The sequence below is a fragment of the Brevibacterium mcbrellneri ATCC 49030 genome, from assembly GCF_000178455.1.
In the GTDB taxonomy this organism is placed as follows: Bacteria; Actinomycetota; Actinomycetes; order Actinomycetales; family Brevibacteriaceae; genus Brevibacterium; species Brevibacterium mcbrellneri.
The window spans coordinates 1-25,626 of sequence record NZ_ADNU01000075.1; the positions used below are offsets into that span (position 1 = coordinate 1).

The 25,626-nt window shown below is 59.2% G+C and carries 22 protein-coding genes; 12 read left to right on the forward strand and 10 right to left on the reverse strand.

All coding sequences use genetic code 11. The features are described from left to right. A partial coding sequence (locus HMPREF0183_RS11005; protein ID WP_005886097.1) for an MMPL family transporter occupies window positions 1–1,011 on the forward strand: 1,011 nt, incomplete at its 5' end. A gap of 124 nt (window positions 1,012–1,135) precedes the next feature. Here HMPREF0183_RS11005 and HMPREF0183_RS11010 read toward each other — a convergent pair. Both HMPREF0183_RS11010 and HMPREF0183_RS11015 read right to left on the reverse strand, forming a co-directional pair. Next, the gene (locus HMPREF0183_RS11010; protein WP_005886099.1) at window positions 1,136–1,495 is read right to left on the reverse strand and encodes a GntR family transcriptional regulator; all 360 of its coding nucleotides are present in this window, start codon (window positions 1,493–1,495) and stop codon (window positions 1,136–1,138) included. A 58-nt stretch (window positions 1,496–1,553) separates the two neighbouring features. Beyond that, a complete protein-coding gene (locus tag HMPREF0183_RS11015; protein WP_005886101.1) occupies window positions 1,554–2,591 on the reverse strand; it encodes a hypothetical protein in 1,038 nt (345 codons plus the stop codon). 100 nt (window positions 2,592–2,691) lie between these two features. On the opposite strand from HMPREF0183_RS11015, the gene HMPREF0183_RS11020 reads away from it, so the two are divergent. After that, window positions 2,692–3,606: a DUF1206 domain-containing protein gene (locus HMPREF0183_RS11020; RefSeq protein ID WP_005886106.1), complete on the forward strand. Its 915-nt coding sequence runs from the start codon at window positions 2,692–2,694 to the stop codon at window positions 3,604–3,606. Between the two features lie 339 nt (window positions 3,607–3,945). Here HMPREF0183_RS11020 and HMPREF0183_RS11025 read toward each other — a convergent pair whose 3' ends face one another. Further along, window positions 3,946–6,516: a S8 family peptidase gene (locus HMPREF0183_RS11025; RefSeq protein WP_245527166.1), complete on the reverse strand. Its 2,571-nt coding sequence runs from the start codon at window positions 6,514–6,516 to the stop codon at window positions 3,946–3,948. Beyond that, a complete protein-coding gene (locus HMPREF0183_RS11030) occupies window positions 6,476–7,444 on the reverse strand; it encodes an AAA family ATPase (RefSeq protein WP_005886112.1) in 969 nt (322 codons plus the stop codon). The genes HMPREF0183_RS11025 and HMPREF0183_RS11030 overlap by 41 nt, the downstream gene beginning before the upstream one ends. A 269-nt stretch (window positions 7,445–7,713) precedes the next feature. Between HMPREF0183_RS11030 and HMPREF0183_RS11035 the strand changes: the two genes are divergently transcribed. Next, window positions 7,714–8,103, forward strand: coding sequence for a DUF4870 domain-containing protein (locus HMPREF0183_RS11035; protein WP_005886114.1), 390 nt, complete (start codon window positions 7,714–7,716; stop codon window positions 8,101–8,103). 81 nt (window positions 8,104–8,184) lie between these two features. Here HMPREF0183_RS11035 and HMPREF0183_RS11040 read toward each other — a convergent pair whose 3' ends face one another. Continuing rightward, the gene (locus HMPREF0183_RS11040; RefSeq protein ID WP_005886116.1) at window positions 8,185–9,312 is read right to left on the reverse strand and encodes a hypothetical protein; all 1,128 of its coding nucleotides are present in this window, start codon (window positions 9,310–9,312) and stop codon (window positions 8,185–8,187) included. Between the two features lie 479 nt (window positions 9,313–9,791). Here HMPREF0183_RS11040 and HMPREF0183_RS11045 point away from each other — a divergent pair, with 479 nt between their 5' ends. Genes HMPREF0183_RS11045 through HMPREF0183_RS11055 form a run of 3 tightly spaced genes read left to right on the forward strand, consistent with a single transcriptional unit; the run spans window position 9,792 to window position 12,372 of the window. Next, window positions 9,792–10,721, forward strand: coding sequence for a metal ABC transporter substrate-binding protein (locus HMPREF0183_RS11045; RefSeq protein ID WP_005886120.1), 930 nt, complete (start codon window positions 9,792–9,794; stop codon window positions 10,719–10,721). After that, window positions 10,718–11,473 carry a metal ABC transporter ATP-binding protein gene (locus HMPREF0183_RS11050; protein WP_005886122.1) on the forward strand — a complete coding sequence of 252 codons (756 nt, stop codon included), beginning with the start codon at window positions 10,718–10,720 and terminating at the stop codon, window positions 11,471–11,473. Before HMPREF0183_RS11045 ends, HMPREF0183_RS11050 begins: the two co-directional genes overlap by 4 nt. Then, on the forward strand, window positions 11,470–12,372 hold the full coding sequence (locus tag HMPREF0183_RS11055) for a metal ABC transporter permease (RefSeq protein WP_005886125.1): 903 nt from the start codon (window positions 11,470–11,472) through the stop codon (window positions 12,370–12,372). Before HMPREF0183_RS11050 ends, HMPREF0183_RS11055 begins: the two co-directional genes overlap by 4 nt. On the opposite strand, the gene HMPREF0183_RS11060 is transcribed toward HMPREF0183_RS11055, so the two are convergent. Further along, window positions 12,348–13,031: a metal-dependent transcriptional regulator gene (locus tag HMPREF0183_RS11060; protein ID WP_005886127.1), complete on the reverse strand. Its 684-nt coding sequence runs from the start codon at window positions 13,029–13,031 to the stop codon at window positions 12,348–12,350. The two genes, HMPREF0183_RS11055 and HMPREF0183_RS11060, sit on opposite strands and share 25 nt — an antisense overlap. Window positions 13,032–13,319: 288 nt before the next feature. Between HMPREF0183_RS11060 and HMPREF0183_RS11065 the strand changes: the two genes are divergently transcribed. From HMPREF0183_RS11065 to HMPREF0183_RS11090, 6 genes are all read left to right on the forward strand, one after another. Continuing rightward, entirely contained in the window at window positions 13,320–15,584 is a 2,265-nt protein-coding gene (locus tag HMPREF0183_RS11065; RefSeq protein WP_005886129.1) for a bifunctional metallophosphatase/5'-nucleotidase, read from the forward strand. 320 nt (window positions 15,585–15,904) lie between these two features. Further along, window positions 15,905–16,294, forward strand: a complete 390-nt coding sequence (locus HMPREF0183_RS11070; protein WP_005886131.1) for a GntR family transcriptional regulator — start codon at window positions 15,905–15,907, stop codon at window positions 16,292–16,294. Then, window positions 16,291–16,680: a DUF1648 domain-containing protein gene (locus HMPREF0183_RS11075; RefSeq protein WP_040349081.1), complete on the forward strand. Its 390-nt coding sequence runs from the start codon at window positions 16,291–16,293 to the stop codon at window positions 16,678–16,680. Before HMPREF0183_RS11070 ends, HMPREF0183_RS11075 begins: the two co-directional genes overlap by 4 nt. Before the next feature lie 210 nt (window positions 16,681–16,890). Continuing rightward, window positions 16,891–17,241: a DUF5808 domain-containing protein gene (locus HMPREF0183_RS11080; RefSeq protein WP_156798269.1), complete on the forward strand. Its 351-nt coding sequence runs from the start codon at window positions 16,891–16,893 to the stop codon at window positions 17,239–17,241. A gap of 168 nt (window positions 17,242–17,409) precedes the next feature. Further along, window positions 17,410–17,784 carry a helix-turn-helix domain-containing protein gene (locus HMPREF0183_RS11085; protein ID WP_005886137.1) on the forward strand — a complete coding sequence of 125 codons (375 nt, stop codon included), beginning with the start codon at window positions 17,410–17,412 and terminating at the stop codon, window positions 17,782–17,784. Between the two features lie 68 nt (window positions 17,785–17,852). Then, window positions 17,853–21,056, forward strand: a complete 3,204-nt coding sequence (locus HMPREF0183_RS11090) for a DEAD/DEAH box helicase (protein ID WP_005886139.1) — start codon at window positions 17,853–17,855, stop codon at window positions 21,054–21,056. A gap of 62 nt (window positions 21,057–21,118) precedes the next feature. On the opposite strand, the gene HMPREF0183_RS11095 is transcribed toward HMPREF0183_RS11090, so the two are convergent. The 4 genes from HMPREF0183_RS11095 to HMPREF0183_RS12915 form a co-directional block, all read right to left on the reverse strand. After that, window positions 21,119–24,325, reverse strand: coding sequence for a DEAD/DEAH box helicase (locus HMPREF0183_RS11095; RefSeq protein ID WP_342610928.1), 3,207 nt, complete (start codon window positions 24,323–24,325; stop codon window positions 21,119–21,121). Window positions 24,326–24,612: 287 nt separating this feature from the next. Continuing rightward, the gene (locus tag HMPREF0183_RS13090) at window positions 24,613–24,777 is read right to left on the reverse strand and encodes a hypothetical protein (protein ID WP_005886142.1); all 165 of its coding nucleotides are present in this window, start codon (window positions 24,775–24,777) and stop codon (window positions 24,613–24,615) included. 36 nt (window positions 24,778–24,813) lie between these two features. Then, on the reverse strand, window positions 24,814–25,143 hold the full coding sequence (locus HMPREF0183_RS13095) for a hypothetical protein (protein WP_005886144.1): 330 nt from the start codon (window positions 25,141–25,143) through the stop codon (window positions 24,814–24,816). A gap of 254 nt (window positions 25,144–25,397) precedes the next feature. Beyond that, window positions 25,398–25,626, reverse strand: a 229-nt coding sequence (locus HMPREF0183_RS12915; protein ID WP_005886147.1) for a hypothetical protein, incomplete at its 5' end; no start/stop codon positions are given.

Genomic DNA, 25,626 nt, shown 5'->3' on the forward strand with positions numbered 1-25,626 from the left:
CACTTCTGGCGCTGGGTGGCCAGCAACGTGGTGCGCAAACCTGCCGCGAGCCTGCTCGCGGGACTAGCTCTGCTGGGTGTCATGGCGACCGGGTTGCTGGGCACCTCGGTGGGCCTGGATCAGATTGAGAAGTTCCGGGTGAAGTCCGAATCGGCCACCGGGTTCGAGGTCCTTTCCCAGCACTACGCACCGGGCGAAGCCCAGCCCATTTGGGTGGTCGCCAACACCGACAAGGCCCAAGACGTCGTCGACAAAACGGAGAACGTTGAAGGCATTGTGCGCGCCCACCCAGTTGCCGAAACTGACGACGGCACGCTCACCAAAATCATGGTGACCAGCGAATATGCGCCAAGTACCGCGGAAAGTTTGGCGCAGATCCGGGACTTGCGTGAGGCTGTCCACGGGGTTTCGGACGCCGAGGCGGTCGTCGGTGGCGCTGTCGCTGAGGACTTAGATGCGCGCGACGGAAATAAGCAAGACCTGTTCCTGATCGCCCCGCTGATTCTGGGCGTGTGCTTCGTGGTGTTGCTGGTGTTGCTGCGTTCAATCGTGGCGCCGGTGCTGCTGTTGCTGGTCAACCTCACAAGTACGGTTGCCGCGATTGGTGCTGGCGCGTGGCTCAGCCGAGTTTTCCTGGACCAACAAGCCCTTGATCTGCAGGTGCCATTGCTTGCGTTCCTGTTCCTCGTTGCGCTAGGGATCGACTACACCATCTTCCTTGTCCACCGAGCTCGAACTGAAGCGAAGGTCCACGGCACACGCAACGGCATGGTCGAAGCAATCACCCACACCGGTGGCGTGATCACCAGCGCGGGTGTGGTGCTGGCAGCGGTTTTCGCGGCATTGGGAATCCTGCCGCTCGTCACCCTGGGCCAGTTGGGTCTGATCGTGGGGGTGGGCGTTATCGTCGACACCCTGGTGGTGCGCGCGGTGATCGTACCGTCGATCTTCACCCTCATGGACGACAAGATCTGGTGGCCAAGCAAGGCGCCCAACGCCGGCTCGCGCTAACCCGCACCCCAACCCCACCCACACATCCCCCAACACAACCGCGCAAAGAGCCCAGTGCCCCCGAGGCGGAACATCCACCTCGGGGGCACTTCCAACTTACGGGGCACTCACATAAGGGAGGCGCTTAACGCTGGGCCACCTCGGCGAAGGCCCGGCGAAGCATCCGCACCGCCGACTCCGCATCAACACCCATGTCCACAAGCTGGCGGGCGCAGTCGCGGGTGGCCGTGAGCGCAGGCGCGGCCGAGGTGTCTTCACTCACGATCGTTCCCTTCCGACCCGCGGTTTTCACGTACCCCTGGGTTTCGAGTTCGCGGTAGGTGCGAGCGACCGTGTTGGGTGCGATCCCCAGGTCGCTGGCCAAACGTCGCACGGCTGGGAGGCGGGAACCGGGCGGGAGTTCGCCGGACTCGATCTGCTGGATGAGCTGCGAACGAAGCTGCTCGTACGGAGGTGTCGCACCTGCGGGGTCAATGCGCAACATGGCATCCGTCCTTTCTGTCAGGTCTCTGTGAGGTCTGTTAGGTCTGGCAAGGCCGTCGTCAGGCGTTTTCGTCCGAGGTGTTCGCAGTGTTCGGGCTGGCGTGCGTGTCGGTCGCGTCCGTGCCGCCTGCGTCAGTGTGCCCTGCCTCCGAGGCGGTCGCGTCCGAGGTGGTTCCGAAGTCTTTTCCGGCCCACAGTTTGCGCCATGGTGTGGGGTTGAAACGGCCGGTCAGGTATGGAATCAGGACGATCGCCCAGCAGACCAGGCCAGTGATAAAGGCCAGGCCTCCCAGTCCAGCGGTGAGGTCTTGGGCGCCTTCGCGCACCTGGGGGCTGATGATCACGTTGGCGACGCCCACCAGTGTCACCAGGGCTGACACCATGGCCATGGCGATTGCGTTGTCGATGAGTCCGCGTAGTGCGACGGTGCGTTCGGCGTCGTCCCACGCGAGTTCCAGGTCATCGCCGGCGTGCTGTGGGCGGTTGAGGATGTGCGTGCATGCGAACAGCATGGCTCCCCACAGCAACAGCAGGAACCCTGCTACAACGGTGAGCATCACGAACTGGTTGCTGTATTCCGCAATCACTCCGGGGGTGCGGGCGGCGATGATCCACATGGCGGCGGTGCTCAGGGCGATGCTGACGGGCGCGAGCCACAGTGCGATCCGCTCACCTTTGCTGACGTAGTCGCCAAGGGTTGTTTCAATGGGGCGGGCTACCCGAGGTTGTTCAGGGGCAAGCGGTTTGGTTCGGTAGGTGGCGACGAGGCCGCCCAGTCCTCCACCGAATGCCACACCCATGAGAGTGAGGGGGCCAGCGATTGGCATGTCGGCGTCCCAGCCGCCGAATGCGGTCTGCAGAATGGCACCGATCACGAAGCTGATGACGATTCCAGCAATTCCGCAGGTCAAGGCCGCACGTTCACGTTGTGTGATTCGTTCGATGAGGGCCGGGCGGAGGTGGTTAGGGGTTGGAAGTTTCTGTTTGTTTGCGTATTTGGCGAGTTCTTTTTCATTCACTTTGCGCATACCGCTAGTGACGGGGGCTGTTGCAAAGAGCACCCCCACTGAAATGATGATCCAGATCGTGGTGTTCATGTCACTTCCTTCCGTAGCTGTATGTATCAATACATAGTATGTACTGATACAAAACTCGATTGCAAGTGGTTTTCCGCGTTCGCTCCGGTAAATTTGAGGTATGAGCGACCTCACAGACAAGTCCAAAGACGTGGCTGACCAGGCACAAGACGTTGCAGACAAAGCGGAAAACGTCGCCCACAAAGCAGGTGACGCACATAGTGAGACAGCTGAAAAAGCCGGTGAAGTGATCCAGCAGAATCCGGTGTATCGCGGGTTTGTCACAGTAGGTCTACTTGCCTACGGCGTAGTGCACTTGGTCATTGCGTTCATCTGTGTGCAGATCGCGTGGGGCGGAGGTGCCAGCGGACAGGAGGCGTCTAACTCCGGGGCGACTCAGCAAATTGCACAACAACCGTTTGGATACGTGGTGCTGATTGTGTGTGCGGTTGGATTGGCTGCGCTGGTGGTGTGGCAGCTCATTGAAGCAGCGATTGGCAATCAGCAGTATTCGGGTGCAAAGCGGTTGTTCAAAAGGATTGCGTCAGTGGGTCGCAGTGCCGTGTACGCGTTCTTGTGTGCCAGTGCCGTTCAAGCCGTTGCGGGTGCTGGCGGAGATAGTGAAGAAAAGCAAGAGTCCATGGTGGGCCAGGTGTTGGGCATGCCTGGCGGCGTCGTGATTATCGCCGTGGTGGGTGTTGTAGTTGCCGCGGTTGGCGTGGGTCAGATCGTTTCTGGGGTGAAGAAGTCGTTTGAGGATGACCTGGATGGGGGCGTCGCTCAGTGGGTGAAGCGTCTGGGCCAGATTGGTTACATCACTAAAGGAGTCGCGATCATTTTTGTGGGTGGTTTGTTTTTGTGGTCGTCGATCACGCATGACCCCGAGGCGGCCGGTGGCACGAATCCGGCATTGCGCACGTTGGTCGATCAGCCGTTCGGACCGTACTTGCTGACGGTAATGGCGTTAGGGATCGTCGCTTTCGGATGTTTCTGCTTGGTGTGGGCGTTTAATGCGCGGCACGAAAAAGCAGAATGATTGGCACGGAACCGCAACGCTGGGGTGTGATCGGTTTTGATCACGTTGGCCGTAGCGTCGAATTGGTAGTAATCCATGTCCCCGGCGGGGTGTTCGTTATTCACGCGAACTACCTCTCAAAGGGCTTCGAGCAAGAAATGAGGAACGCACGAAGACGAAATACACTGATGTCAACGGCGTCGCATTTACCGACGCTGACGTTGAACGCTGGGCAGACGAGGCTGAAGCCGGATTCCCCGACTCAACGCTGACCAAAGAAACACCCACCTGGGTGCGAACTGACCCCATGGAAGTACACAGAGACTAGGAGCAACCGCTTCTTAAGCGCCCCGAGTAGCTTTACGGCGCAGATATCTCAGCCGTGACCGGAATCTCGAGTTGAGTAGCGATCGGCGTGTAAAGGTCTACGTCTTGTTCCTTCGTTTGGAGCGAAAGCAGAAGCGCATATCGGACAGGCAGGTCGCGGCGGTCTTTGCGACTGTTATTCTTCCACCAGCCGCCCACTGGATATATCGCGACACTGTTGCAGTGGGCTAGTTCGGCACCGGTGCCAATCCATTCGTCTTGGTGAAGCGACCCCAAGTGTCGCGCTCGTTCGCCCAGGAACCAACGGTCTGATTCCTTCAATCGTGGACCGCCTTCTTCGTTCTGCGCTTCCCGATTAATTCGTTGAATAAACTCGGCTTCGTTTTCCAAACGCCCCTGGAGGTCGAACCGCAAACCATGGGACGCGTACTGGTACTTGCTGCGCCAACCTCGTCGAGACGCAGACGGCTCTATGAAATAGGACAAGGTGACACGAAGGCGCACCTCGGCCGCACCGATACTTTGGAGGACATCGGTTGGCCACGGTAGCGCGTGCAGGCGAAAATGTCGCATCGAGTACTTGTCTCCGCTGAACGGAACGAAGCTGTCTTGAGCGATGAGTGTGACCGCGTCTCGCCTAGAATTCAACACTGCCTTTTCCGATGGCACGCCCCAGCCGAACTGGCGGAGGAGTATCTGGCGCCCAGTTTTGGTTTGGTCGCTAGCAAGTTGTTGAACCATCGAATCGGTCCACTCTGCGGAGTGTGTCAACAGCCCACGCACAGTTTCAGGCCAGTACGATGGGTACCGATCCATCACCATGGCCGCCAATCGCGAGGCTTGTGCGGTTGCGGCACTCGTGGCATTGGCCGAAGTCAGTGCAACATCGTTTTTGTGCCCAGTCGAACGTAACGACAGCGAAGGCAATTTATCTTCAAACGTGCTAGCGCCATCTGTCAAAACGTTACCTCCTTCCATGCAGATGTCCGGCTTGATCGGCCAGCGCGTCATGTTGAAGTAAAGCGACGTGGTCGTGTGCGGAGAGATGTCGCCGGATTCGGCTAAGACGTTCCAACCTGAGTATTGCGGGTGCGATGGAGCATCAGTAAGTTCGGTGTACGCACCGACTGTGAGTGCGTTCCAAGCCTGAGCCGGGTCTTGGATTGGCGAGTTTTCGGAGTTCGTATGATGATCAGTGGCGTAGTCCGGCACGTTTCCTGCCGCGACAACGATGAGTCGACCAGACGCGGGATCTGGCGTTGAAAGCAGTTGGAGTTCGTTTCCTCTCCGGACGATATCCGTGCCGGCCGCCAGTGCGTCGACTGACGCGGACCATAGCGTTGGTTCGCCCGGTTTGTCGGGATCGGTGCTCAACGTCAAGCAGAATGTGCGATGTCGATCGGGTCGAGCTACCTCCGGATGCGAGACCGCTTCGACAGTCGCCGTGCCGTAGTCGATCGGGTCGATCAACTGGTCACCGGGTCCCGGCCACATCCGCACTGACTCCAACCTGTGACGAAGGGCAACACTAGTCCGTGCCGTGAGCAACGAATCGATGTTTCCGAACAACGCGAGACCGGCCATCGAGGTGCCATGCCCACTCGGGTGAACGTCTGTTCCTGATCCACCGAAGATCGAGTGGTGATCGTTGGGCGCTAAGGACCCTCCAAGGAGAGTGTGAGTACGAAGCACTCCCGTGTCCAGGTGGCATACGGTTGGCACATCTGCCGAAGCATGAATGATGCGTTGGGCTAGATCCTCAACATACTCGTCCTGCTCACTAGTGCTCAGGTCTTCCACTGTGTCGATGAACTGGGGGTGCCGGATTTCGGCCAGAGGCACCGAAGTGAACGGGAGGATCTGTAGCTGGGACCATGATGCTTTTACCCAGACAACAAGGCGGTCTCCTAAACGGAATTCGCTACGACGAGTCTGAAGCTGGTGCGTAGTGACGAAGCGCTCCCAGTCGGCGAGGTGTGCGCCACTGTCGTCAAGCCACAGTTCCCACCAGTGGAGTCCAGTTTTCAGCGGCTGCATCTCCGAAGTCCAGAGGTCGTCAAGGACTGCCTGACGAATGCGTGCAATGTTCGCGACGAGATCCTGGTTTTTGGGTCGACCTTTCTTGGTGTTTTTCTCATCGTTGAGGTAGTCCTCGAAGAGCTTCAGGAACTGCGAGCGGTAGGAGTCGGAAATCCAGACAGTTGCCGTCTCGGGGTTTTCGTCCTGAGCTTTACGCACCGACAAAAGAAGCCACTTCGGTTTACGTACTTTTCCTCCTGTGTAGGAGTTGAGGGACTCGACCTTCAAAGGATACGCAGATCCTTCTCCCTCGAGAACGAGGATCGTGCCGGTTGCCCGGAGTTCCTCATAGGAGGGCATCTCGAGATCTGTCATTTGTTGGTCGAAGGTGCTGAAAACATTTTCAGCAGCCTTCTTTAGCCGAGTCCCATGGTCGCGACGATTGACTTGGCGGATCGACTTATCAGGTCCCCCACCCACACGGTGAAAGTCTGCTGTTTCTACGTACCCCTCAATGTACAGGTGGTCGAGGTTGCGGTGCGCCTCAGCCAAGGCTTGCCGTTCTACGCGAGGTAAGTGCGACAATGAGATCTTCTCTTTGGACCCTGTTATCGCCACGCAACAAGATCGTCTTTGCTGCAGTCTCGGCCGCCTTCACAAGCTCGGCATGGCTCAGTCCGACCGTATATTCGCCCAGTTTTGCCATGCTTGTCCCGCTAGCAAGCGTCCCGAGACGTGCTCGCATGACGGCTACCGCCTGTCGCGCGTCGGGCAAAGAGTAAGTCAAGACCGCGTCGAACCGACGGAAGAGCGCTTTGTCGAGGATCGAACGATGGTTCGTAGCCGCGAGCACGAGCGACTCAGCGCTCGCTTCCTCCAAAAAAACAAGGAATGAGTTCAGAATCCGACGGGCCTCTCCGACATCATTCCCGGAACGGTCAGCCCCAAGAGCATCGATTTCATCGAACAAATAGACGGCACGGCGATGGGCAACAGAGTCGAAGATTAGGCGAAGTTTACTGGCTGTCTCACCCATGAACTTACTCATTAGGCTATCGAGCCTGACTGTGAACATTGGGATAGCAAGCTCGGTGGCGAGTACGGCAGCGGTCATCGTCTTCCCGGTTCCAGGCGGTCCCTCCAAAAGCAACCGATGCGCCGGGGCGAAACCGTACTCGAGCAGGTTTTTGCGCTGACGTTGTTCGGCGAGAACTTGCTTAATCTGCGTGGCAAGTTCGGCTGAAGCGACCAGCTCTCGCAATCGCACGTCGGCGTATGTCACCTCGACCAATTCAGCAAGTTCGCCACGAGGCTGCGCAAGCGGTGTGATCTTGCCAACAGGCTCACGTTCGCGAGAGGCGTCAACAGCCTTTTTGATGTCGTTAGCAAGCACGTGATGACCAGCTTTGGCTTCTCGAGCAGCCACTTGGAGCGCGACCGAATAGAAACTATCGTCATCACCAGACGCATGGCTACGCACCATCGCCGCAATGTGTTGTCCGTTGCCAGCCATGGCGCACCTCCCTCAGCGCTTGCGTCGTCAGACTTTCTTCATATAAGGATACCTTCACATTATTTTCTGCATGGGCATGCGTGTTGCAAACGGATTTTTGAAAGCACGATTAGCGCGGAATAGGGCTTCACAGTGGTGGGCATGTCGTTTTCCTCCAGCGTGTTTGGCGCTCAAAGATACCGAAGGCACGTCTTTTCTGGGTTGCATCCGCTAGAACTTGGGGGAAAACCGCATGGTCGCGCCTAGCTGAGCACGGAAGAATAGAAGACATGAACGAGACATACAGCACGCATCAGACCACCGATCCGTCGACCGAACGTACCTGGGCGATCCTGTCCCACCTTTCACTCATCATCTCCTCGGTGGTGAGCGTGGGAATGCTCTCTTTCGTGGGACCGCTCATCGTATGGTTCATCTACAAAGACAAAAGCGACTTCGTGCGCAATGCAGCCGCAGGATCCTTCAACTTCGCAGTGACCCTGGCGCTCGCCTCAGCGGCCGCCACTGTCCTCGCCTTCACCGTCATTTTGTTGCCCGTATCTTTCATCATCTGGGCGATCGTCTACATCGTCAGCATCGTGATCCCAATCCTGGCAGCGATGGCTGCTTCCCGCCACGAGATGTACCGCTACCCACTCACGCTCCCGCTGCTCCGCTAAGGTCGGCGGACAGCCAGACCCGCCACTACCGAACCTCGAAGGGCACCACGAACAGCCCCAAGGGGTGCCGAGGTGCGGAACCTAGTTGGGCCGGCGCTCCCAAAGGTAGTCGATGCTGTCTTCCGTAAGGATCCACGCGGTAGGGGTGCCGAGGTGGTTGACACGCGGCGTGAACCAATAGGTTTCGTCTGGTCCCCAGCCGGCAATCACTGTCGCTCTGTCAGCATCAACCGGGATCGCCGTCCCCGCTGCCGCAAGGTACGCAGCGACCTGGAGGTGGACCGCGTCGTAATGCTCAGCGACCTTCGCCCAGTCTGGCACTACCCACTTTCCGTTTCGCCCGGTAGTGAGATACCAGTCATGACGTTTCTGTGCTGTTTGCTCAAACGGGAACCGCCTGCACAGTTCAGCCCACGCCTCTGCCGAATCGATCTCATACACGCGCAGTCCCTCAGGAACTTCCAGCCGTAGGGTTTCTGCGGTCTCCCACCCCAAACTGTCCTCTACCAGCCACAATCCCACCGGGCTCGTGTCGAACATCTCCCGAGTCGACGACGGGAGTTCCCGTGGAGGCGTAGACCACCAAATCCCGCTCCCCGATGCTGTTGGATCCGTGGGGCGCTCGCGGGCAGCCAACTTCTCCTCGTCTGCATCTTTTGCCCGCGCTTTGCGCAACACGCGCAGCGGGTCTTCCGGAACCCTGCGAAATTCACCGTCCCATTGCACAGTGCATTGTGAGGACGCCTCCACTGGAGTGGTCCACCAGTCTGTGTGCGTCGAGGCCGCGAGGTGTTCGGCGACCCGGCGCAATCCGGCCCGCATGGGGTCTGTCGCAGCCAGAACATCGTCACCTTGGGGCTCCTGCCAATATGCCGCCATCTCCACCGACGACGACAAGCCCGACAGCAAAGACCTCGGCGTCACCTCTGCCAAAACCACGCCCTCTAAACGTGCGGCAGTCTCCTCCGGCGTCACCACCGTTTTTCTTATCTCCGCGGCACCTGGACCCATCAGCGCGCCTGAAGTCGATCCACTGCGCAAATCGAGGTGATAGGACGCAATGAACACCGCCAAGCTAAGTGAATCATCTCGCTCATCCTTGCCCTCGATCCGTTCCGAGGCGAGCGCGTATTCCAGCAACAGCCGCCGACCGCGAGGGCCGCTTAACAACGCATCCGCCAAGCGGTGCTGGCGATCCTGATCATGCATGAAACAAGTATGAACAGAGACACAGTTTTCTCAAAACTAGGTGCGCACTCAACCCACTTCTCGATTTCGGCACTCTTGCTGAGGCAATGAGTGGTTTCGCGTTCATGACAGGTCAACGTGACGGCCCGCCAGCACAGTACACATGAAGATCGAGAGATTGAGCGGAGCGACAATACTCAACCATCCAGGCATGGGGGCGCCACCCACTACGTGTGCAAACAGTGCGGTGAATGTAGCAAAAACAGCGGCGATCACACCCCGCACCAAGCGGGCCGAGGTGGCTGATACGTGGTGTTATCCAAGGCCTCGTGTAGACCCCAGCCGTCGATCACTGTGCTGTTTCAGTATCAACCAGGTTCATTATCCCGACTGTCACTTCGCATACACTAGGGTTGTAACTACGCCTCGACGAACATTATGATTCGTCCATACATATTGTTTGCGTTTCTTTCACGCAGTTTTGGAAAAGAAGGTTCGGAATGCGGAAACAAATCGGAACAGTTCTGGTGGCCATCTGCGCCATCCTGGCACTCACACTCACCGGCTGTGGCAACGCCAAGAATGGAGCGAAAGCATCGAACGGCGGGAAGCCAACGGTGCTTACAACCTTCACCGTGCTACAGGACATAGCGCAGAACATTGCGGGTGACCATCTGCAGGTCGAGTCGATCACTAAGGCAGGTGCGGAGATCCACGACTACGAACCGACACCCGGTGATGTGCGGAAGGCTTCACAGGCCAGCCTCATCCTCGACAACGGACTTGGCCTCGAACGTTGGTTCGAACAGTTCGTTGAAGAAGCAAAGGTGCCCCACGCAGTTGTCTCTGAAGGCGTGGAACTGATGAACATTAGCGAGGACGCCTACGCGGGCAAGCCAAACCCACACGCCTGGATGAGTCCAAAAAACGTCCAGCTTTATGTGGACAATATGGTGAAGGCCTTCAGCGAGCTTGACCCTGAGCACGCTGACGACTTTGCCAGCAACGCCAAGGGATACAAGAAGTCCCTGCAGGGAATCCATGACGAGCTCACGCACGAACTCGCTGACGTTCCCAAAGAGAAGCGTGCTCTTGTGACATGCGAGGGAGCGTTTTCCTACCTGGCCCGCGATGCAGGTCTGACCGAAAAGTACTTGTGGCCGGTCAACGCGGAAGAAGAGGGAACTCCAAAACAGGTGGCGAGCGCCGTTGAGTTCGTTAAAAAGAACTCCGTTCCAGCAGTGTTCTGTGAATCGACCGTCTCGCTCAAACCCATGCAGCAAGTTGTCGACGCGACCCCAGCAAAGTTCGGAGGAACGCTGTACGTCGATTCGCTGTCCGAGGCTGACGGCCCTGTTCCCACCTACCTGGATCTCATGCGTCACGACGTCCGCACCATTGCCGCTGGGCTTACGGGGAAGAATTCATGACCACCGCAATTGAAACCTCACAATTAACTGTCGATTACGGCAGCGTTCGTGCTCTTGAAAACGCGTCGATGACAGTCGCTGCCGGCAAAGTCACGGGGCTCATCGGCATGAACGGTTCGGGAAAATCGACGCTCTTCAAAGCACTCACCGGGATGGTCCAGCCGACCTCCGGAACGATCCTGCTCGATGGTCAAACACCAGCACGGGCCCGCCGCAAGGGGCTCCTCGGGTACGTTCCTCAGAGCGAAGATGTCGATTGGTCCTTCCCCCTCTCCGTCGCCGAGGTCGTTATGATGGGTCGCTATGGTCGCCTCGGACTCACACGCCGGCCGCGAGCAGCTGACCGTGAAGCCGTCACCGAAGCGCTCAACCGGGTTGACCTCGAACCTTTCGCCAAGAGGCAAATTGGGCAGCTTTCCGGTGGCCAGCGAAAGCGCGCGTTCTTGGCTCGTGGTCTGGCCCAAGGCGCAGACATTGTGCTTCTTGACGAACCGTTCGCAGGGGTCGACAAGCGCTCTGAAGCAACAATCGTGCGGCTGCTCCGGGAGTTCGCAGCCACAGGCGGAACGGTGTTAGTCTCCACACACGACCTCCACGCCTTACCTGGTCTTGCTGACGAGGCGATCCTGCTCAAGCGCACGGTTCTGTATTCGGGTTCTGTCGCCGAGGTGCTCTCACCTCAGCGGCTCACCGAGGCTTTTGGGCTCAATCCCCTGGGCAAGGGTTCGTGGGACGGTCAGGTGGTAGCATGACGATCTACGATCTGCTGTTGGTGCCGCTTTCCTACGAATTCATGAGTCGCGCTCTTGTGGCTACTGTTATTGCTTCAGTGGTGTGTGCGCTCCTTTCATGCTGGTTAGTGCTCATCGGGTGGTCGCTCATGGGGGACGCGGTATCGCACGCGGTGCTACCAGGCGTTGTTCTTGCCTATATTTTGGGTCTTCCTTTCGCCCTGGGAGCAGTTGTCTTCGCGTTTATCACCGTTGGTCTCATAGGTGCAGTCAGGTTTAACACCCGGATCAAAGAGGACACGGCTATAGGCATCGTGTTCACGACGCTTTTCGCAGGTGGACTTGTGCTCATTTCAGTGACGCCCAGCCAAACCAACCTCGGTCACATTGTGTTCGGCAACATCTTGGGTATCTCTACCAGTGATCTCGTGCAGATTGGTGTGCTTGCGGCAGTTGCTTTAGCCATCCTTGTCATCAAACGTCGTGATCTCACTCTCTTCGCCTTCGATCCAACTCACGCGCGTGTCATTGGTATCTCTCCCCGACGCCTAGGAGCTCTCCTGCTCGGCGTCCTCGCGCTAACAACCGTCATTGCCCTCCAGATTGTGGGGGTCGTGCTCGTCGTAGCAATGCTCATCATCCCCGGTGCGACGGCTCGTCTGGTGACCGAAAAGTTCAGCAGAATGCTGGTCATTGCCCCGACGCTGTCGGCAGGCTGTTCAATTGCGGGCATCTACCTGAGTTACTGGTTTGACGCCTCGCCCGGCGGCCTCATCGTCCTCACCCAGGGTTGCGTGTTCACATGTGCTTATTTATGCGCACCACGGCACGGACTCATCGCGAACTGGCGCCGAAGTCGGCTAAATGCTCGCGCTACGCAGTCGACTACCAAACCTCAGCTGGCCGCAAGCGATACGTAAAGCACATCGGTAGCCGAGCGACCCAGCGGTACGGTCTTGGCACCTCGGCGTGCAGGAGTCACCAGCAACGCGTCAGAAAAAGGACCACCCTCGGCGACTGCAAGACGCACGCCTACACAGATTTCCTGCTCGGAGAAATACTTCAGAAGGGTGGGGTCACTGTCGGAGATTCGCTCAACTACCACGTCTTTCCCCGGGCCGACCTCGGACAATGTTTGAGCATCAGGGACATCGAGCTTACCGTCTTTAGACGGGATCGGGTCACCGTGAGGATCTCGGGTTGGGTGATCGAGAAGTACATCAATGCGGTCGATGAGGAAGTCCGAAACGGCGTGTTCGAGGCTTTCAGCCTCGTCGTGTACCTGGTCCCAGGTATAGCCCAGCGTTTCAACAAGGAAAGTCTCAATGAGCCGGTGCCGACGGATCATCGCAAGCGCATACTTGCGACCAGACTCCGTTAGTTCAACAGATCCGTAGGGTGCGTGGGTCAGCAAACCTTGACTGGCCAGACGCCGAACAGCATCGGAAACCGATGAAAGTTTTAGGCCAATGCGTTCGGAGATTCGTGTGGGTGTAACGGGTTCCGAACTCCATTCCGTCAGACCCCAGATTACCTTTAGGTAATTCTGGGCACTCGTGGACAGCTCAGAGACAGACATACTTCCAGGTTACCGTCAGAACGCACGGAGCGAGCTATGCACACGCAATGGTCTCGAAAAGCGCGCTGATGAAACTGACGTATCACAGTGGGACGAAACATCGCGGACACCCACATTCATAAGTTTGTTAATTAGTAACTTACTGTACATCTATTAAACAACATAGAAGTTCGCCGTGGCGTATTATTTTTTTGCGGGCTATCGATCTCGGTGGCATTACCTGACGTATTTGGCCCCTTCGGTCCACAGCTCGTGCCCATCACAAAGCATTCGACTCCAGGAGTACTCGTGCAATTACCTGTCTACCGGTCTGTGCTCGCCGGGATCGCCGCCCTCGCTGTGGCCATGGGACCGACCGCCGCTCACGCAGCTAGCGTTCCATCACCTACAGCAGCCGCCGATTCAGCTAACGTTGTATCGCTGGACCTGTACAACCTTACGGACGTACATGGTCATATCGAACAAAAGACGGACGACGACGGCAACATCGTCGAAGCTGGCGCAGCGTCTATGAAGTGCTATCTTGATCGCGCCCGCACCACCAACCCCAACTCGACCTTCACTTTGCTTGGGGACAACATCGGTGCCTCCACCTTCACCTCGGGCATCCTCCACGACAACCCCACAGTCGACGCGCTCAACGCCCTCAACCCTGCCGCGTCGACAATTGGAAACCACGAACTGGACGACGGCCAGGACGTATTCCGCGCGCGAACGAAGGGCGCAACCCTCAATGGTGTGTCCTACAGCAAGTTTGGGTTTCCCTATCTAGCAGCCAACGTCAGCGGATCGCTTGATGACGTGCTCGGTGACCACAAAATCGTTACCACCGCTGCTGGCGTCCGCGTTGCTTTCATTGGTGGAATCGCACAAGACGTGCCATACAAGCTGTCCCCGGGCACAACCGCTGGCATGAAGTTCGCAGACCCAGCAGAAGTGACAAACAAGCAGGCGCAGAAACTGAAGGAATCTGGAAAAGCGGATGTCGTTGTCGCCATGATCGATGACGATGCGGCAAACACCTACCCTAAGATGGGCAAGTACGTCGATGCCCTCATGGGCGGTGACACGCACGTGCCGTACAAGTTTGAGAACGTCAAGGGTTCACAGGGCAATACCCTGGTAGCCACGGCCTCCGGTTCATACATGGACAATCTGTCCAAAGTATCTGTTCAGTTTGATACCAAAACCAAGAAGGTCCTGTCGTCTGATGTCGAACTGATTCCTGCTGCGAAGGTAGCCGAGTGTGGCGAAGACGCAAGCGTCGCGCAAATGGTTGCGACCGCTAAGAAGAAGGCAGACAAAGAAGGCGAAAAGCCCGTTGCCCAAGGGTACAAGCAAGGCTTTGCGCGTGGAGTTTTCGCCGCGAACGACAAAGAAAACCCCGTCCCGGGTTCAAACCGAGGAATCGAATCCACCCTGGGTGACATGGTCGCCGACTCGATGAAAGACACCGTACTCACCAAGGACGGCTCCAAGGTCGACATTGGGATTATCAATGCTGGTGGTTTGCGAGAAGACCTGCGTCCGCGCAAAGACGGCTCGATCAGCTACCGTCAGGTATTCGATGTGGCTCCATTTGGCAACGAATTAGGGTACGTCACTGTGAGCGGCGCCGACTTCAAGAAGGCACTCGAGCAGCAATGGAAAACGGATCTCAATTCGCAGAACTCGCGACCACTTCTCAAGCTGGGTCTCTCTTCCAATGTGCGATACACCTACGACCCAAGTGCCAAGTACGGTGAGCGGATTACCTCCGTTTACGTCAATGACGAGCCATTGGACCTTAAACGCAAGTACACGATCGGCTCTGTCACGTTCCTGCTTGAAGGTGGAGACTCGTTTGACGCTCTCACCGCAGGCAAGAACCTTGTGAACATGGGTAACCTGGACCGTGACCAGCTAGCCAAGTATCTGGGTGAAAAAGTGCGCGAACCGCGAGCCCAGAAGTCCTCTGTGGGAGTCACTGTCGGTGCTCCTAATAAACAGGGTGACATTCCAGTCGACATGCGCGGACTTTCCTTCTCAGAAGGTCCGGGCGTGACTAAAAAGGTCACGGTTACCATCGGTGACGTGGAGCGCACAGCGGACGTGAATAACTCGCTTGTCGAACCGAAGGCCAACACAACGGACTCGATCATCACCACTGACGGCGCCGGACAAGCTCAGGTGTCGTTCAAGAAGGAAGAGGTCTGTGGCACTCGCACAGGTCGGCAAGATTTCTCTGTCGCCGTGGCTACCGACTTTGGCACCTCGGTCTCACCTGACCAGCTCAAAACGGAAATCGACTGTGGCGCGGAAACGCAACCCCGCCCCACCGATAATGGGGATTCCCGGGATGACGACAAAGACGGTTCGGACGTCAGACCGTCGGAAACACCTGGTGACGAACCCTCCGATGATCAGTCCTCTGACGCTCCTGCTCACGCTGAAAAGGACAGCGGTGACATGCCGCGCACAGGTGCCAACATCGTTCAAAGCGCCGCAGTAGCTCTCGTGCTCATCAGCATGGGTGCAATCACAATTGCTATGACTCGCAAGACTCGTAGGTAACAGTGCTCGGAGGATAGAGCTGGTTTTTCGAGCACAGTTTTTACTGTCTCTCCAGCACTAACCCGGTTTCACGAACAAGATTTATTAGCGAGTTCTAGCTACGAGGCCGTCTGCTCTGTTAAGGAGTGGGCGGCCTCATTAATGACCCAAAGGGAGCGGTTATAGGCGCAACGATGGTCAGCGGGCCGAGCGCGTCCGAAGAATCCGACCGCGACAACTACAACATGGTTGGAGAACACCTACCTGATTGCTTTATGCCATCTGTACTTGTATGTACAAGACAGATAATGCAAAGAAGGTGAGAAAACCGGACGGATATCATGTTGGATCCGCTTTCAACGGTTCCGCTGTATCAGCAAATTCGGGATCGGGTCGTAGAAGCTATAGGCCGTGGCGAGTTACACCGAGGTGATGCTCTAGCCTCGGTCCGTCAGCTGGCGGGCGCTTTCGCCATCAATCCGGCCACCGTATCCAAAGCTTATGACCAGCTACGGTCCGAAGGGTTAGTGGCGACGAACGCGAAGTCGGGCAGCTTCGTTGCTACTGATCGCGATACTGCGGTCGCTCCCCCGGACTACCTCGCAGGTTTCGAATCACGACTCACCACGTTGCTGGCGGAAGGTCGAGCCCGGGGCCTTTCCCCTACAGCCCTCCAGGACATGTGTGGCCACGTCATGCGGTCGCTGGACCCACCGGAGGAGGATCAGTGAATACCTGGATGATGATCGTGATGCTCGCAGCGTTGGGGCTCACAATGGCTGTGACAGTCGCAGTACCGGAGATGTCCCGCCCCACGCTACCCTTGGGGGTGAGTGTTCCCAGCGATCGCGTCGGTGACCCTGCCGTACGTAGCGCGATCCGCCGTTACAGGATCTGGATTCTAGTGGGCGGGGTCGTGGCCGTGGCGGTAATGGTGTCGGCCGTCAGCATCCCAGAAGTGAGTGTGTTGATTTTGCTGGGCTATGTCGGCTGGACCGTGGTTGCGTTCGCCGTGTGCCGAAAGCCAATCATGGTGGCCATCAACTATCACTCGCTGCCAGATCCCATGCCCACGCACTACGATGCTGAAGGAAATGTGACCAGTTGGAAGCCCTAGAGCTGGGGTAGTGCGCTACTCCTGCCGTTGATCTCATGTGGGAGCACTCTTTTACTTGTTGTTCTGTGTGTCGTTCTGAGCCGACTTCAGCACACTCGATTTCCAGACGGACGACCCAAGGTTTCCCGAAAGTTTCAGGAAGAGAGAGGGAAGACCTTACAGCGGGTGCTGGCCGTACTCACATTCGTCTCGGCGATCTTAATGAGCATCTTGGCGGTCGCACCGGTCGTTCAGCTCACGCCTGCCGGTGTCTCTTGGACTGTTTGGGGGATGATGACGGCCAGCTCGCTTCCGGTCATTTGGCTCGTCATCGATAGTGTCCGTCAAAGCCGCGCATTGAAATCTACTCCGGCAGGCTCCGGTCCGCAATCACCCGATGATGACCATCTGTGGAGGTGGGGCATTTTCTATGAAAACCGCGAAGATCCGCGAGTGTGGGTAGAGAAGCGCAACGGCGTCGGGCTCACTGTCAACATTGGTCACCCCGGAGGTATTGCGCTCATGGGCGTGGTCGCTCTGCTTGTTCTGGCAACAATAGCCTTGGTGATCACTGTTCTGTGACCCCAAAGCAGGGGGCTAACCCGTCAGTCCTCGAACCTGGCAACGCAAAAGTCCTGGTGGGTTGTCCCACCAGGGCTTTTGTTCTACGAGTGCTGTCTCACTAGCTTCTCGAATGGACCTTGCGGAAGGCTTGTCGAAACTCGCCCGCCGTTGGTTCGGATCGGTTCGATGCACCAGTCGATTCGCATCCGCGTGCTCAAGGCCGGCCACGAGGAGTCACTCCCGCGCAGGCTCCCTCGCGCCGTCAAGGACCTGCTCGACGTGGCACAGAGACAGTACGAGGCTGGCGCCACGTTGCGAGACCTTGCCAACGAGCTCGGGATCGGTTGGGGACGACTGGCCTTGCTGCTGCGGGACCGGGGTGTACGGATGCGGCGTGCTACAGCGCCGCCGGATGAGGTGCGGGAGATGGCTCATCGCTATGCCAGTGGTGAGTCGCTCGAACGCGTGGACAAGCACCTCGGATTCTCACCCAGCACAGTCCACAACCATCTCCGATTTGCCGACATAGTGCTGCGTGATGCGCACGGATGTGGAAAATAGCGAAGCACGTCGATCGCCGAGATTGGCCGCCAGGCAACTGTTGCTGTCCGACATGGCAAGATGGGTCCATGGAACTGGATAGGGTCAAAGATGAGCGACTGCGGATTCTGTCGTTCTGGTGGATGTTGGAATTGTTCAGCCCACAGCAGGTACCGGCTTTGACGCGTCAAGCAACCCGCCCGTCGGATCGTCAGGTGATCGCGTGGCAGGCCGGAGATCCTCTTCCCTGGGAGATGCTGGCTCCGCCCGAGCCGTTCAACGGGACGCGAAGGGTCTGGCGTCACACGGTATATCTGGGCGTCTACAAGCTTGAGGCGACGTACGATGCGTTGGGTCGTGTGTTCGGCGAGGATCCTGATGCCTACAACAGGCGGCCTGATGGCGAGGGTGCCTGTGCCGGGATCCTGATCGATCACGACGGTCGTCTCGTCACCGATTCGGCGGTGCTGTCATCTGCGCTCTGGGCTGCCGGTCGTACGCGAGATCCGGGCCCGAGCAATCCGTACTGGATGGACGGGTTCGACGCAGCCGCGCAAGAGTTCGTCGACTCGATTGACGCCTTTGAAGGCGCCCGCCGTGATGCCGATGGCCGAGAGCAGCCCCCGCCTTACGACTCGGACTCGCTGAACAAGTTACTGAAGCTCTCCTATGTCGCTGCCGGAGTCGACGGCTTCGATGACCTCGCGGCCGATCGCGTGGTCATCGACAGCGTGGCAGTGTCGGCACGACGAGCCGAGGACGGCACGGACACCGACTTCTTGAACAGCTTCTACCTCGACGACCTCGCGGTCGTACGCGACCATGTTGCACGCGGAGATCTCGGCGCCGGCCTCGCCGCATATCTCACCAGCGACCAGACACTGCCTGTGTTCGACCGGATCGATGTCGTCACACGCCCGGACGCGGTCGACGCGGGGACCGGAATCGAGCACCTCCCCAAGGGTCGATGGCCGGCCAACCCGGAGCACTCACTGGCCCTGAGCCAGCAGTTCGCCGTCAACCGAGCGCTGAACGACCTCGGGCCCAGCAGTGGTCTCATGGGCGTCAACGGTCCGCCAGGCACCGGCAAGACGACCATGCTGCGCGACATCCTCGCCGGGAACGTCGTCGAGCGAGCCCGACGACTCGCGGCGCTGTCTCAGCCATCGCATGCCTTCACGGAGATCACCCATCGATGGTCCGATGGCGAAGGCCACGACCGGATCGTTCGCCAGCTCAAACCCGAGCTGACAGGGTTCGAGATGGTCGTCGCCTCCGCGAACAACGCGGCTGTCGAGAACGTCACCACCGAGATCCCCGACGAGAATGCAATCGAGGCGCCGTGGCGTGGCCACATCGACTACTTCGGTGATATCGCGACCAAGATCCTCCAAGACGTGGCCGCCAACAACTCCACCAGCAACACGACACCGCCAACAGCCTGGGGCCTCGTCGCCGCCCGACTCGGCAGAAAGAAGAACCGTTCGGACTTCCACTCAGCGTTCTGGTTCGACGAAAAGGACCCCAAGACCAAGCAGCCTGTCGAGAACGGCGTCCCGAGGATACAGACACGACTGACGCAGTGGCGCGACGGCGAGGTCCCCTACACCCCCTGGGCACAAGCACGCGAGGCGTTCCACGCTGCCGAACAGCGCGTCGACGCACTCATCCAGCAACGCGCTCAGGCCCAAGACCGGCTCCGGCGAGTCCCAGAACTGGCCGAACGCGAACGCGGTCTGGAAGCAGCGATCAAACGGGAACTCCGAGGTCTGAACCGGGCCCAACACGACCTGTCCCAGCATCAGCCGGTTCAGCAGCAGGCAGACGCAGCCCGCACGCAAGCTGCCGCCAGCCACGACCGGCACCTCGCGACTAAACCCGGCGTGTTGGAGGCAATCTTCTCCTTCGGGCGAGCCGTCCGTGCATGGCGCACCCGCCTCACCGACCTCGCGCGAGCACTGGACAGCGCCGAGCACCACTACCGAGAGGTATGCGACCGTGGGCAACGGCTCCACGACTCCGTGCGGCAAGCCCAAGCACGGCTGTTGTCAGCTCAACACGACCTGAACGGCCTCCGAGATCAACGGGCCAGACTTCAGGATCAGTGTGCGCAGGACAAAGAACGGTTCGGTGCGGCTTATCCCGGCCCGGCATGGCTGGGCGACCAGCGAGAGTTACACGCACCGTGGCTCGACAAGGAGCTCGACACCGCGCGCTCGGACCTGTTCGTCGCAGCACTACACCTACACCAAGACTTCCTCGCTAACACCGCACGCGACATGCTCTACGGGCTACGCGCAGCCGGTGAGGTCGTCGCCGGGAACTACCCACGCGATCTCGAGCCCGAGAAGATTCGGGCTGCCTGGCAACTGTTCTTCCTCGTCGTCCCGTTGATCTCCACGACCTTCGCCTCCGCCAGCCGGATGTTCAGCGGCATCGGCTCCGAGGCGATCGGCTGGCTCCTCATCGATGAAGCCGGGCAAGCCTCACCCCAGTGCGCCGTCGGCGCGATCTGGCGCGCGCAACGTATCCTCGCCGTGGGCGACCCACTCCAACTCGAGCCCGTCGTCACGCTCCCTGAAAAGGCACAACGCAACATCGCCAGCAACTACGACCTCGGCACAACCTGGATCCCGCCACGCGCCTCCGTCCAGACCCTGGCCGACCGCGTCACGCCGTTCGGGACCCAGCTCGATCAGGGCGAGGACAAAGTCTGGGTCAGCGCGCCACTCCTGGTGCACCGACGCTGCGACAACCCGATGTTCACCCTGTGCAACCAGATCGCTTACAACAACCTCATGGTCAACGGCGTCCACCGTGATCTCAAAGACCCCGACGAGCGTTTCGACAGCCCAACCGGACCGCTCATCGCCCCCAGCTTCTGGGCCGACGAGCCGGCCAACAGCCCAGGCAGCCATCTCCAACCAAACCAGATCGAGCGGTTCGAGAAGGCCCTCGCCTACTTGAACGACCACGACGTCCCGCCGTCGGAGGTCATCGCCATCTCCCCGTTCCGAGCCGTCGCAGATCGCCTCCGCAGCCTCATTCCGAAGTATCAGGGCCTCCAAGCCGGAACCATTCACACAGCGCAAGGACGCGAGGCCGACGTCGTGATCCTCGTCCTTGGTGGTGACCCCAACAAACCGGGAGCACCCGCCAACTGGGCACGCACCCCGAACCTTGTCAACGTTGCCGCCAGCCGCGCCAAACGCCGTCTCTACGTCATTGGTGATCGTTCCTTTTGGGCGCGCCACAACTACTTCCGAGACCTGTCCAACGCACTCGTTCAATAGCCCGTACAGAAGACGTGGGCGTCGATGTTTGTTTCGTCGAAGATCCGTACGGCTATTGCCACTCAGTCCGATCCGTAGACCTCAAACCCACCTTTGGTCACGGTCTGCACATATGAAGCGGCACCAGCGATGAGCCGTAGTTGCTCATCACTCGCTGACCCTATGCTCAGGCCTGGCTGGGCAATGATTGTCGTGAACCGCGGGAACAGCAGCGACGCCTGCTGCCTGATCCGGAAGAGCATCTCACGATCCCCGATTTCGAACGCCGTTCCTCCAAAGCGGCGCGTGTATCCGACGGCCCGGCGATCGAGGTGTTCGAGGAGTGGCAACGCTGCGTTGTCTCGCCATCGCGCGCCACGCATCGCTTGGCCGCAGACTTCGTAGAGATCCTTTAGGCGGGATCCTGCATCTGGTTTCGAGGAGTACTTGCAGTGCACGAGCGTGACGTGCAGATCTCCTCCATCGACTCGGATGCCGACGAGGTCGGCCGCCTCACCCGATCTGTCATCGTCGATGAGAACATCAAAGGTCTGGTTGTCACCGAGGTAGCGCGCCATGAAAGCCTGAATCGAGTCGGCTCTGCGATCGGGGCCCTGCGATTCGACCGCGATGTTCACGCCTCCGGCGCCCCAGTCGAGAGAACGCAGGTTGTCGCGGGGGTATGGCGGAAGCTCGGTTCGCGGCGCGAGCAGCCGGTCATCGCCGGTGATCAGCCGGTCGCCGGCGAGAAGGAGCGTGGGCTTGTGGTTGTTCAGCCAGGTCGACAGAGGCGCTGTCGATCCGCGCCCTCCCTCGACCGTGGCATCGTCACCCAGTGCACGGTAGTGAACACCGGTCGAACCGAACCGCCCCTCGTACGGAAGCTCCCACGTAGGTGTGACGACTGAGAAACGGAGTGGGCCGTCGACTCCGTAATCGTCAATCCTCAATCCGGCATCAGTCAGCGGAACGCCGTTCGCGTTGAAGACAACGCGTGAGGACGTTCCAGCGCCGACGTAGAGCTCCCATGGCCACTCGACCGCGAGGAACGGGTACGGAGGCCGCTCCTTGACGTCGACAGGGATGATCATGTCGCGGAACAGCGAGCGGACATCAACGGACTTGTCCCGCAGCTTCGCTCCCTGATCGCGACACCACCGTCGCCACTCCGCAAGGTTCGACGCCGTTCGCATCGACCAGAATCTCCCGGACAGCGCCGCTGCGATCGTGACGCGCTCTCCCTCTTGGAATGCCTTGGCTGCGACGTGTGTGTTGGCCTTGTGGGTACGTTCAGCTTCCGTCAGTGCTGTCTCGACATCGCTTCCCACATGCATGGAGAAGCGCTTGTCTCGATCCCGAGCATCGAGGAGCCCGATGTTCGTCGGGATGAGGCGGTCGAGCTTTGCAAAGACCTTGAAGGTGTCGTAACCGTTGACCGGCGCTGGTTCATGCCCGATCACTGCCTCGACGAGATCGTCCAGGCTGCGTTTGGTGTCCGAGCAGTGGACGTAGAGGAGGCCTTGCGTCCGATCGAGGAAGAGCACGACGAGCGTGTAGTCAGTGGCTCGCAGGGATGGGATGTCGCCCCAGCGGAGATCGGAGACCGTCTCGATCACGAACCAGGCGATGGTGTCATCACGGTTGACGCTAATCAGGCCGTCCAAGATCCTGTCGCCGTACACGGCACGGGCCGCCAGCGGGTCCCAGTCCACGGTCGTCGTCGCGAAGGCGCGAGCGCTCATCTTCGGTTCCAGCAGGCCAACAGGCACGTCAGGCGGGTTGTCGGCGAACGAGGACTCGAACTCGCTGATCTCGTCAGCTCGCTCGGTCGCACGTTCTGTAATGTCGCTGAGGACCTTGTCCCAGTCGGGATCCTCGCGCAGAAGAAAACGCAACGGCGAGAGCGCCTGCTTCGGGCCCTGGCGGATGAAGACGCTCGCGGTTCCGATCGGGACCGGAGATGATGTACGGGCGAGGCGGCCTATGAGCTGAACCATCGGGCTCAGAGACCGATGCGTGTCATGGAACGCTCCGACCTTGAGCGTGGGGAGGTCGAAGCCTTCGCCCAACATGTCGACGCAGACAATCACGCGACTGGACCGCTCTCGCATGGCTCGAATCGCCGCGTCACGTTCGCTCGCCCGTAGCGAGTCGTGGATCACCTTCGGAGCGAACTCGGGAGCAAGCCGTGAGTACAGCGCGTGGATCTCATCGGCTCGAGGCTTCGTCCCGACCCGCGCCAGGAGTAGGTGTTCGTGCCCGGCGTCCAGATCGCTACGAAGCCGGGACAGCGCGGCCCTGGCGAGCGCTTCGTCATCGTCATCCAGATCGAGGACGGCCGTGAAGTCAATCGTGCTGAAGTAGCCCTCTCTCTGTGCCTCCCGGAGCGGGAAACGAAAGATCACTCGTCCCGGCAACGTCAGTCCGTCACGCCGGTAAGGCGTCGCGGTGAACAGCAAGATGGGACGCTCACCGAAGGCACGGATGATCTCCGCCCATGTTCGTGCTGGCGCATGATGCGCCTCATCGACTAGGAGGTGTGTGAACCCAGAGAAGAACGCTCGCTGCACAGCAGCCTCCGATGCATGGATCGCGTTGGGAGTCGCCACCACGACGTTGCAGGCAGCAACGAAAGCCGCCGCGTCCTCTTCGCTGTCGAATCGTCCGGCGACTCGCCCGACCCGCGGTCTCATCGCGTCCGGCTCGACGATGCCCTCTCGCTGGAGGATGCCGAGCGTCTCAAACTTTGAGGCAATCTGCTCTCTCAGAGCCGAGGAAGGCACCAGGACGAGGACGCGTTCCGGACGCTGCGCGATCATCCACGCCAACATGGTCTCGGTCTTGCCCGTCCCCGTCGGCATCACCACGACTCCTGGCTCTGTGAGGCCCGACGACTGGTAACCGACGATGGAATGCAGCGCACCGATCTGCGGGCGACGCAAGCTGTGTGCACGGCTGTGGGACGTGAACCCGATCGCTCCGTCGAAGGAGTCTCGCACGGCATCCGCGGGTACAGGTCGCCTCGATCCGACCCAGGTGATCTCGTCACTCGATGCGTCGTTCTCGGGAAGGACAGCGGCTAGGCCTTCTCCGCGCGATTCGTCTGGTCCTGATGCGGTCGGCCACTGTCCGTACCTGCTTCGAATGTGCGGAGCAGGCCCGTCCAAGATTTCGAGTCCATCATGGGCCGGGACCAGCAATTGACGGACCGTGTTCCTCCCGATGAACTCCGTAGTCGCCCACACGTCGCTGGTTCTCACTGCAGCCACCCTGCGGTCGCACCAGCGCACACTTCGGAAACGGTCATGTCACCGTGGGATGGCGGTTGGCCAGATGATCTACGGAGCTTCCAACGCAGGCATGCTTCAGCGCGCTGCGCCAGGTCTGGTGTCGTCATCGGGTGCTTCCTATCGGTGACACGGTCACCTATCTGTAGATGCTCATTGAACTCATCATGCTGGACCGCACATGTACTTCGTGAGCCGACACGCGGCCGTGCGCGAGAGGTCTACCGAGAGCCGCATCGGGCTGTGGTTGTGACCAGATGTGCGGTCACAGGACATAGGCATGCGGGCGGTCAGAACGGCAACGAGGCCCCGAGCGCATCGATCACCTGTCGTGCGGCGTCGGCGGTCTCCTCGGTCGCCGCCTTTCCGAGACCTGCGCTGATCGGGGCAAGAAGTCCCTTGATGAGAGTAACTCCCCGACGCACGATGCCCTGATCGGGCTCGGACTTGACCACTTCCTGGAGAACGAGATTGGCGTTCTCGCGAAGCTCTTACCCGTCGGTCTCGTCAAGCTGAAAGGTCGACAGGTTCGCCAGGATGTCGGTGAGCAGTTGCGCAAGTTGCTCGTAGCCAGGGGCGACCTGTTCAATGTGCGTTTGAACCTGCGTGACGCTCTGGTTGTCCCATGCGAGCTGGGCATGGTCGCCGTTCACGGTGACGACCGGCCCGTGGTAGTTGCTGACGGTCGTGGCAGCCGGAAGCGAGAGGGTACTGTCGTCAGCCTCCAGCGGCACCCGGACGGGGTTCTTGGCGAACTCACGCTTGATCTCGCGCGACATCTTCCGTATAGCCTGCTTGTTGATCTTGAACCCGTTCGCCATGCTCGCACCACTTCCTGTTCCCGATGGTCGTCTTGTCTAAGGATCGCATGTAGCACTGACATCGAAGCGATTCGGAACCTTCCATCGTCGCCCTGATGGGAGTACCGTCGATGAGTAGTAGGCGGCCTCCACCTGCGTGGCCCACCGTTGGATGCGGTGGTTGACCTGATGGCTTCGGCTTAAGTGGTCCTCTTGTTGCCTTGTCGCCGGTGATGAGGAGAGGATCGTGCTCGTGTTTCGCTTGATCTGGATCGTCAGCATCCAGACGCGTGACTTCTTGCACCAGTACATGCCGACCGACATTGGATCGCCAGGCGGGAGCCGTTGACCGATCCCGGCTTAATCATCGCCTTGGTCACGTAGCCGCCCGTGACCAGCTTGTACCAGGTGGCGTGGGTGCCGAAGTTGCTGGTGACCGCCGTGCCGAGCGCCTTGCAGGAGACCTGGACCCGCTCACCGTTCTTCAGCACGCGCTGGATCTTG

Excerpts from the sequence above, each read along its gene's own strand:
- HMPREF0183_RS11035 (WP_005886114.1), top strand. The coding sequence starts at position 7,714 with ATGAACGAGACATACAGCACGCATCAGACCACCGATCCGTCGACCGAA.
- HMPREF0183_RS11055 (WP_005886125.1), top strand. The coding sequence starts at position 11,470 with ATGACGATCTACGATCTGCTGTTGGTGCCGCTTTCCTACGAATTCATG.
- HMPREF0183_RS11010 (WP_005886099.1), bottom strand. The coding sequence starts at position 1,495 with ATGTTGCGCATTGACCCCGCAGGTGCGACACCTCCGTACGAGCAGCTT.
- HMPREF0183_RS13095 (WP_005886144.1), bottom strand. The coding sequence starts at position 25,143 with ATGGCGAACGGGTTCAAGATCAACAAGCAGGCTATACGGAAGATGTCG.
- HMPREF0183_RS11040 (WP_005886116.1), bottom strand. The coding sequence starts at position 9,312 with ATGCATGATCAGGATCGCCAGCACCGCTTGGCGGATGCGTTGTTAAGC.
- HMPREF0183_RS11090 (WP_005886139.1), top strand. The coding sequence starts at position 17,853 with ATGGAACTGGATAGGGTCAAAGATGAGCGACTGCGGATTCTGTCGTTC.
- HMPREF0183_RS11015 (WP_005886101.1), bottom strand. The coding sequence starts at position 2,591 with ATGAACACCACGATCTGGATCATCATTTCAGTGGGGGTGCTCTTTGCA.
- HMPREF0183_RS11085 (WP_005886137.1), top strand. The coding sequence starts at position 17,410 with ATGCACCAGTCGATTCGCATCCGCGTGCTCAAGGCCGGCCACGAGGAG.
- HMPREF0183_RS11050 (WP_005886122.1), top strand. The coding sequence starts at position 10,718 with ATGACCACCGCAATTGAAACCTCACAATTAACTGTCGATTACGGCAGC.
- HMPREF0183_RS11045 (WP_005886120.1), top strand. The coding sequence starts at position 9,792 with ATGCGGAAACAAATCGGAACAGTTCTGGTGGCCATCTGCGCCATCCTG.
- HMPREF0183_RS11070 (WP_005886131.1), top strand. The coding sequence starts at position 15,905 with ATGTTGGATCCGCTTTCAACGGTTCCGCTGTATCAGCAAATTCGGGAT.
- HMPREF0183_RS11030 (WP_005886112.1), bottom strand. The coding sequence starts at position 7,444 with ATGGCTGGCAACGGACAACACATTGCGGCGATGGTGCGTAGCCATGCG.
- HMPREF0183_RS11020 (WP_005886106.1), top strand. The coding sequence starts at position 2,692 with ATGAGCGACCTCACAGACAAGTCCAAAGACGTGGCTGACCAGGCACAA.
- HMPREF0183_RS11060 (WP_005886127.1), bottom strand. The coding sequence starts at position 13,031 with ATGTCTGTCTCTGAGCTGTCCACGAGTGCCCAGAATTACCTAAAGGTA.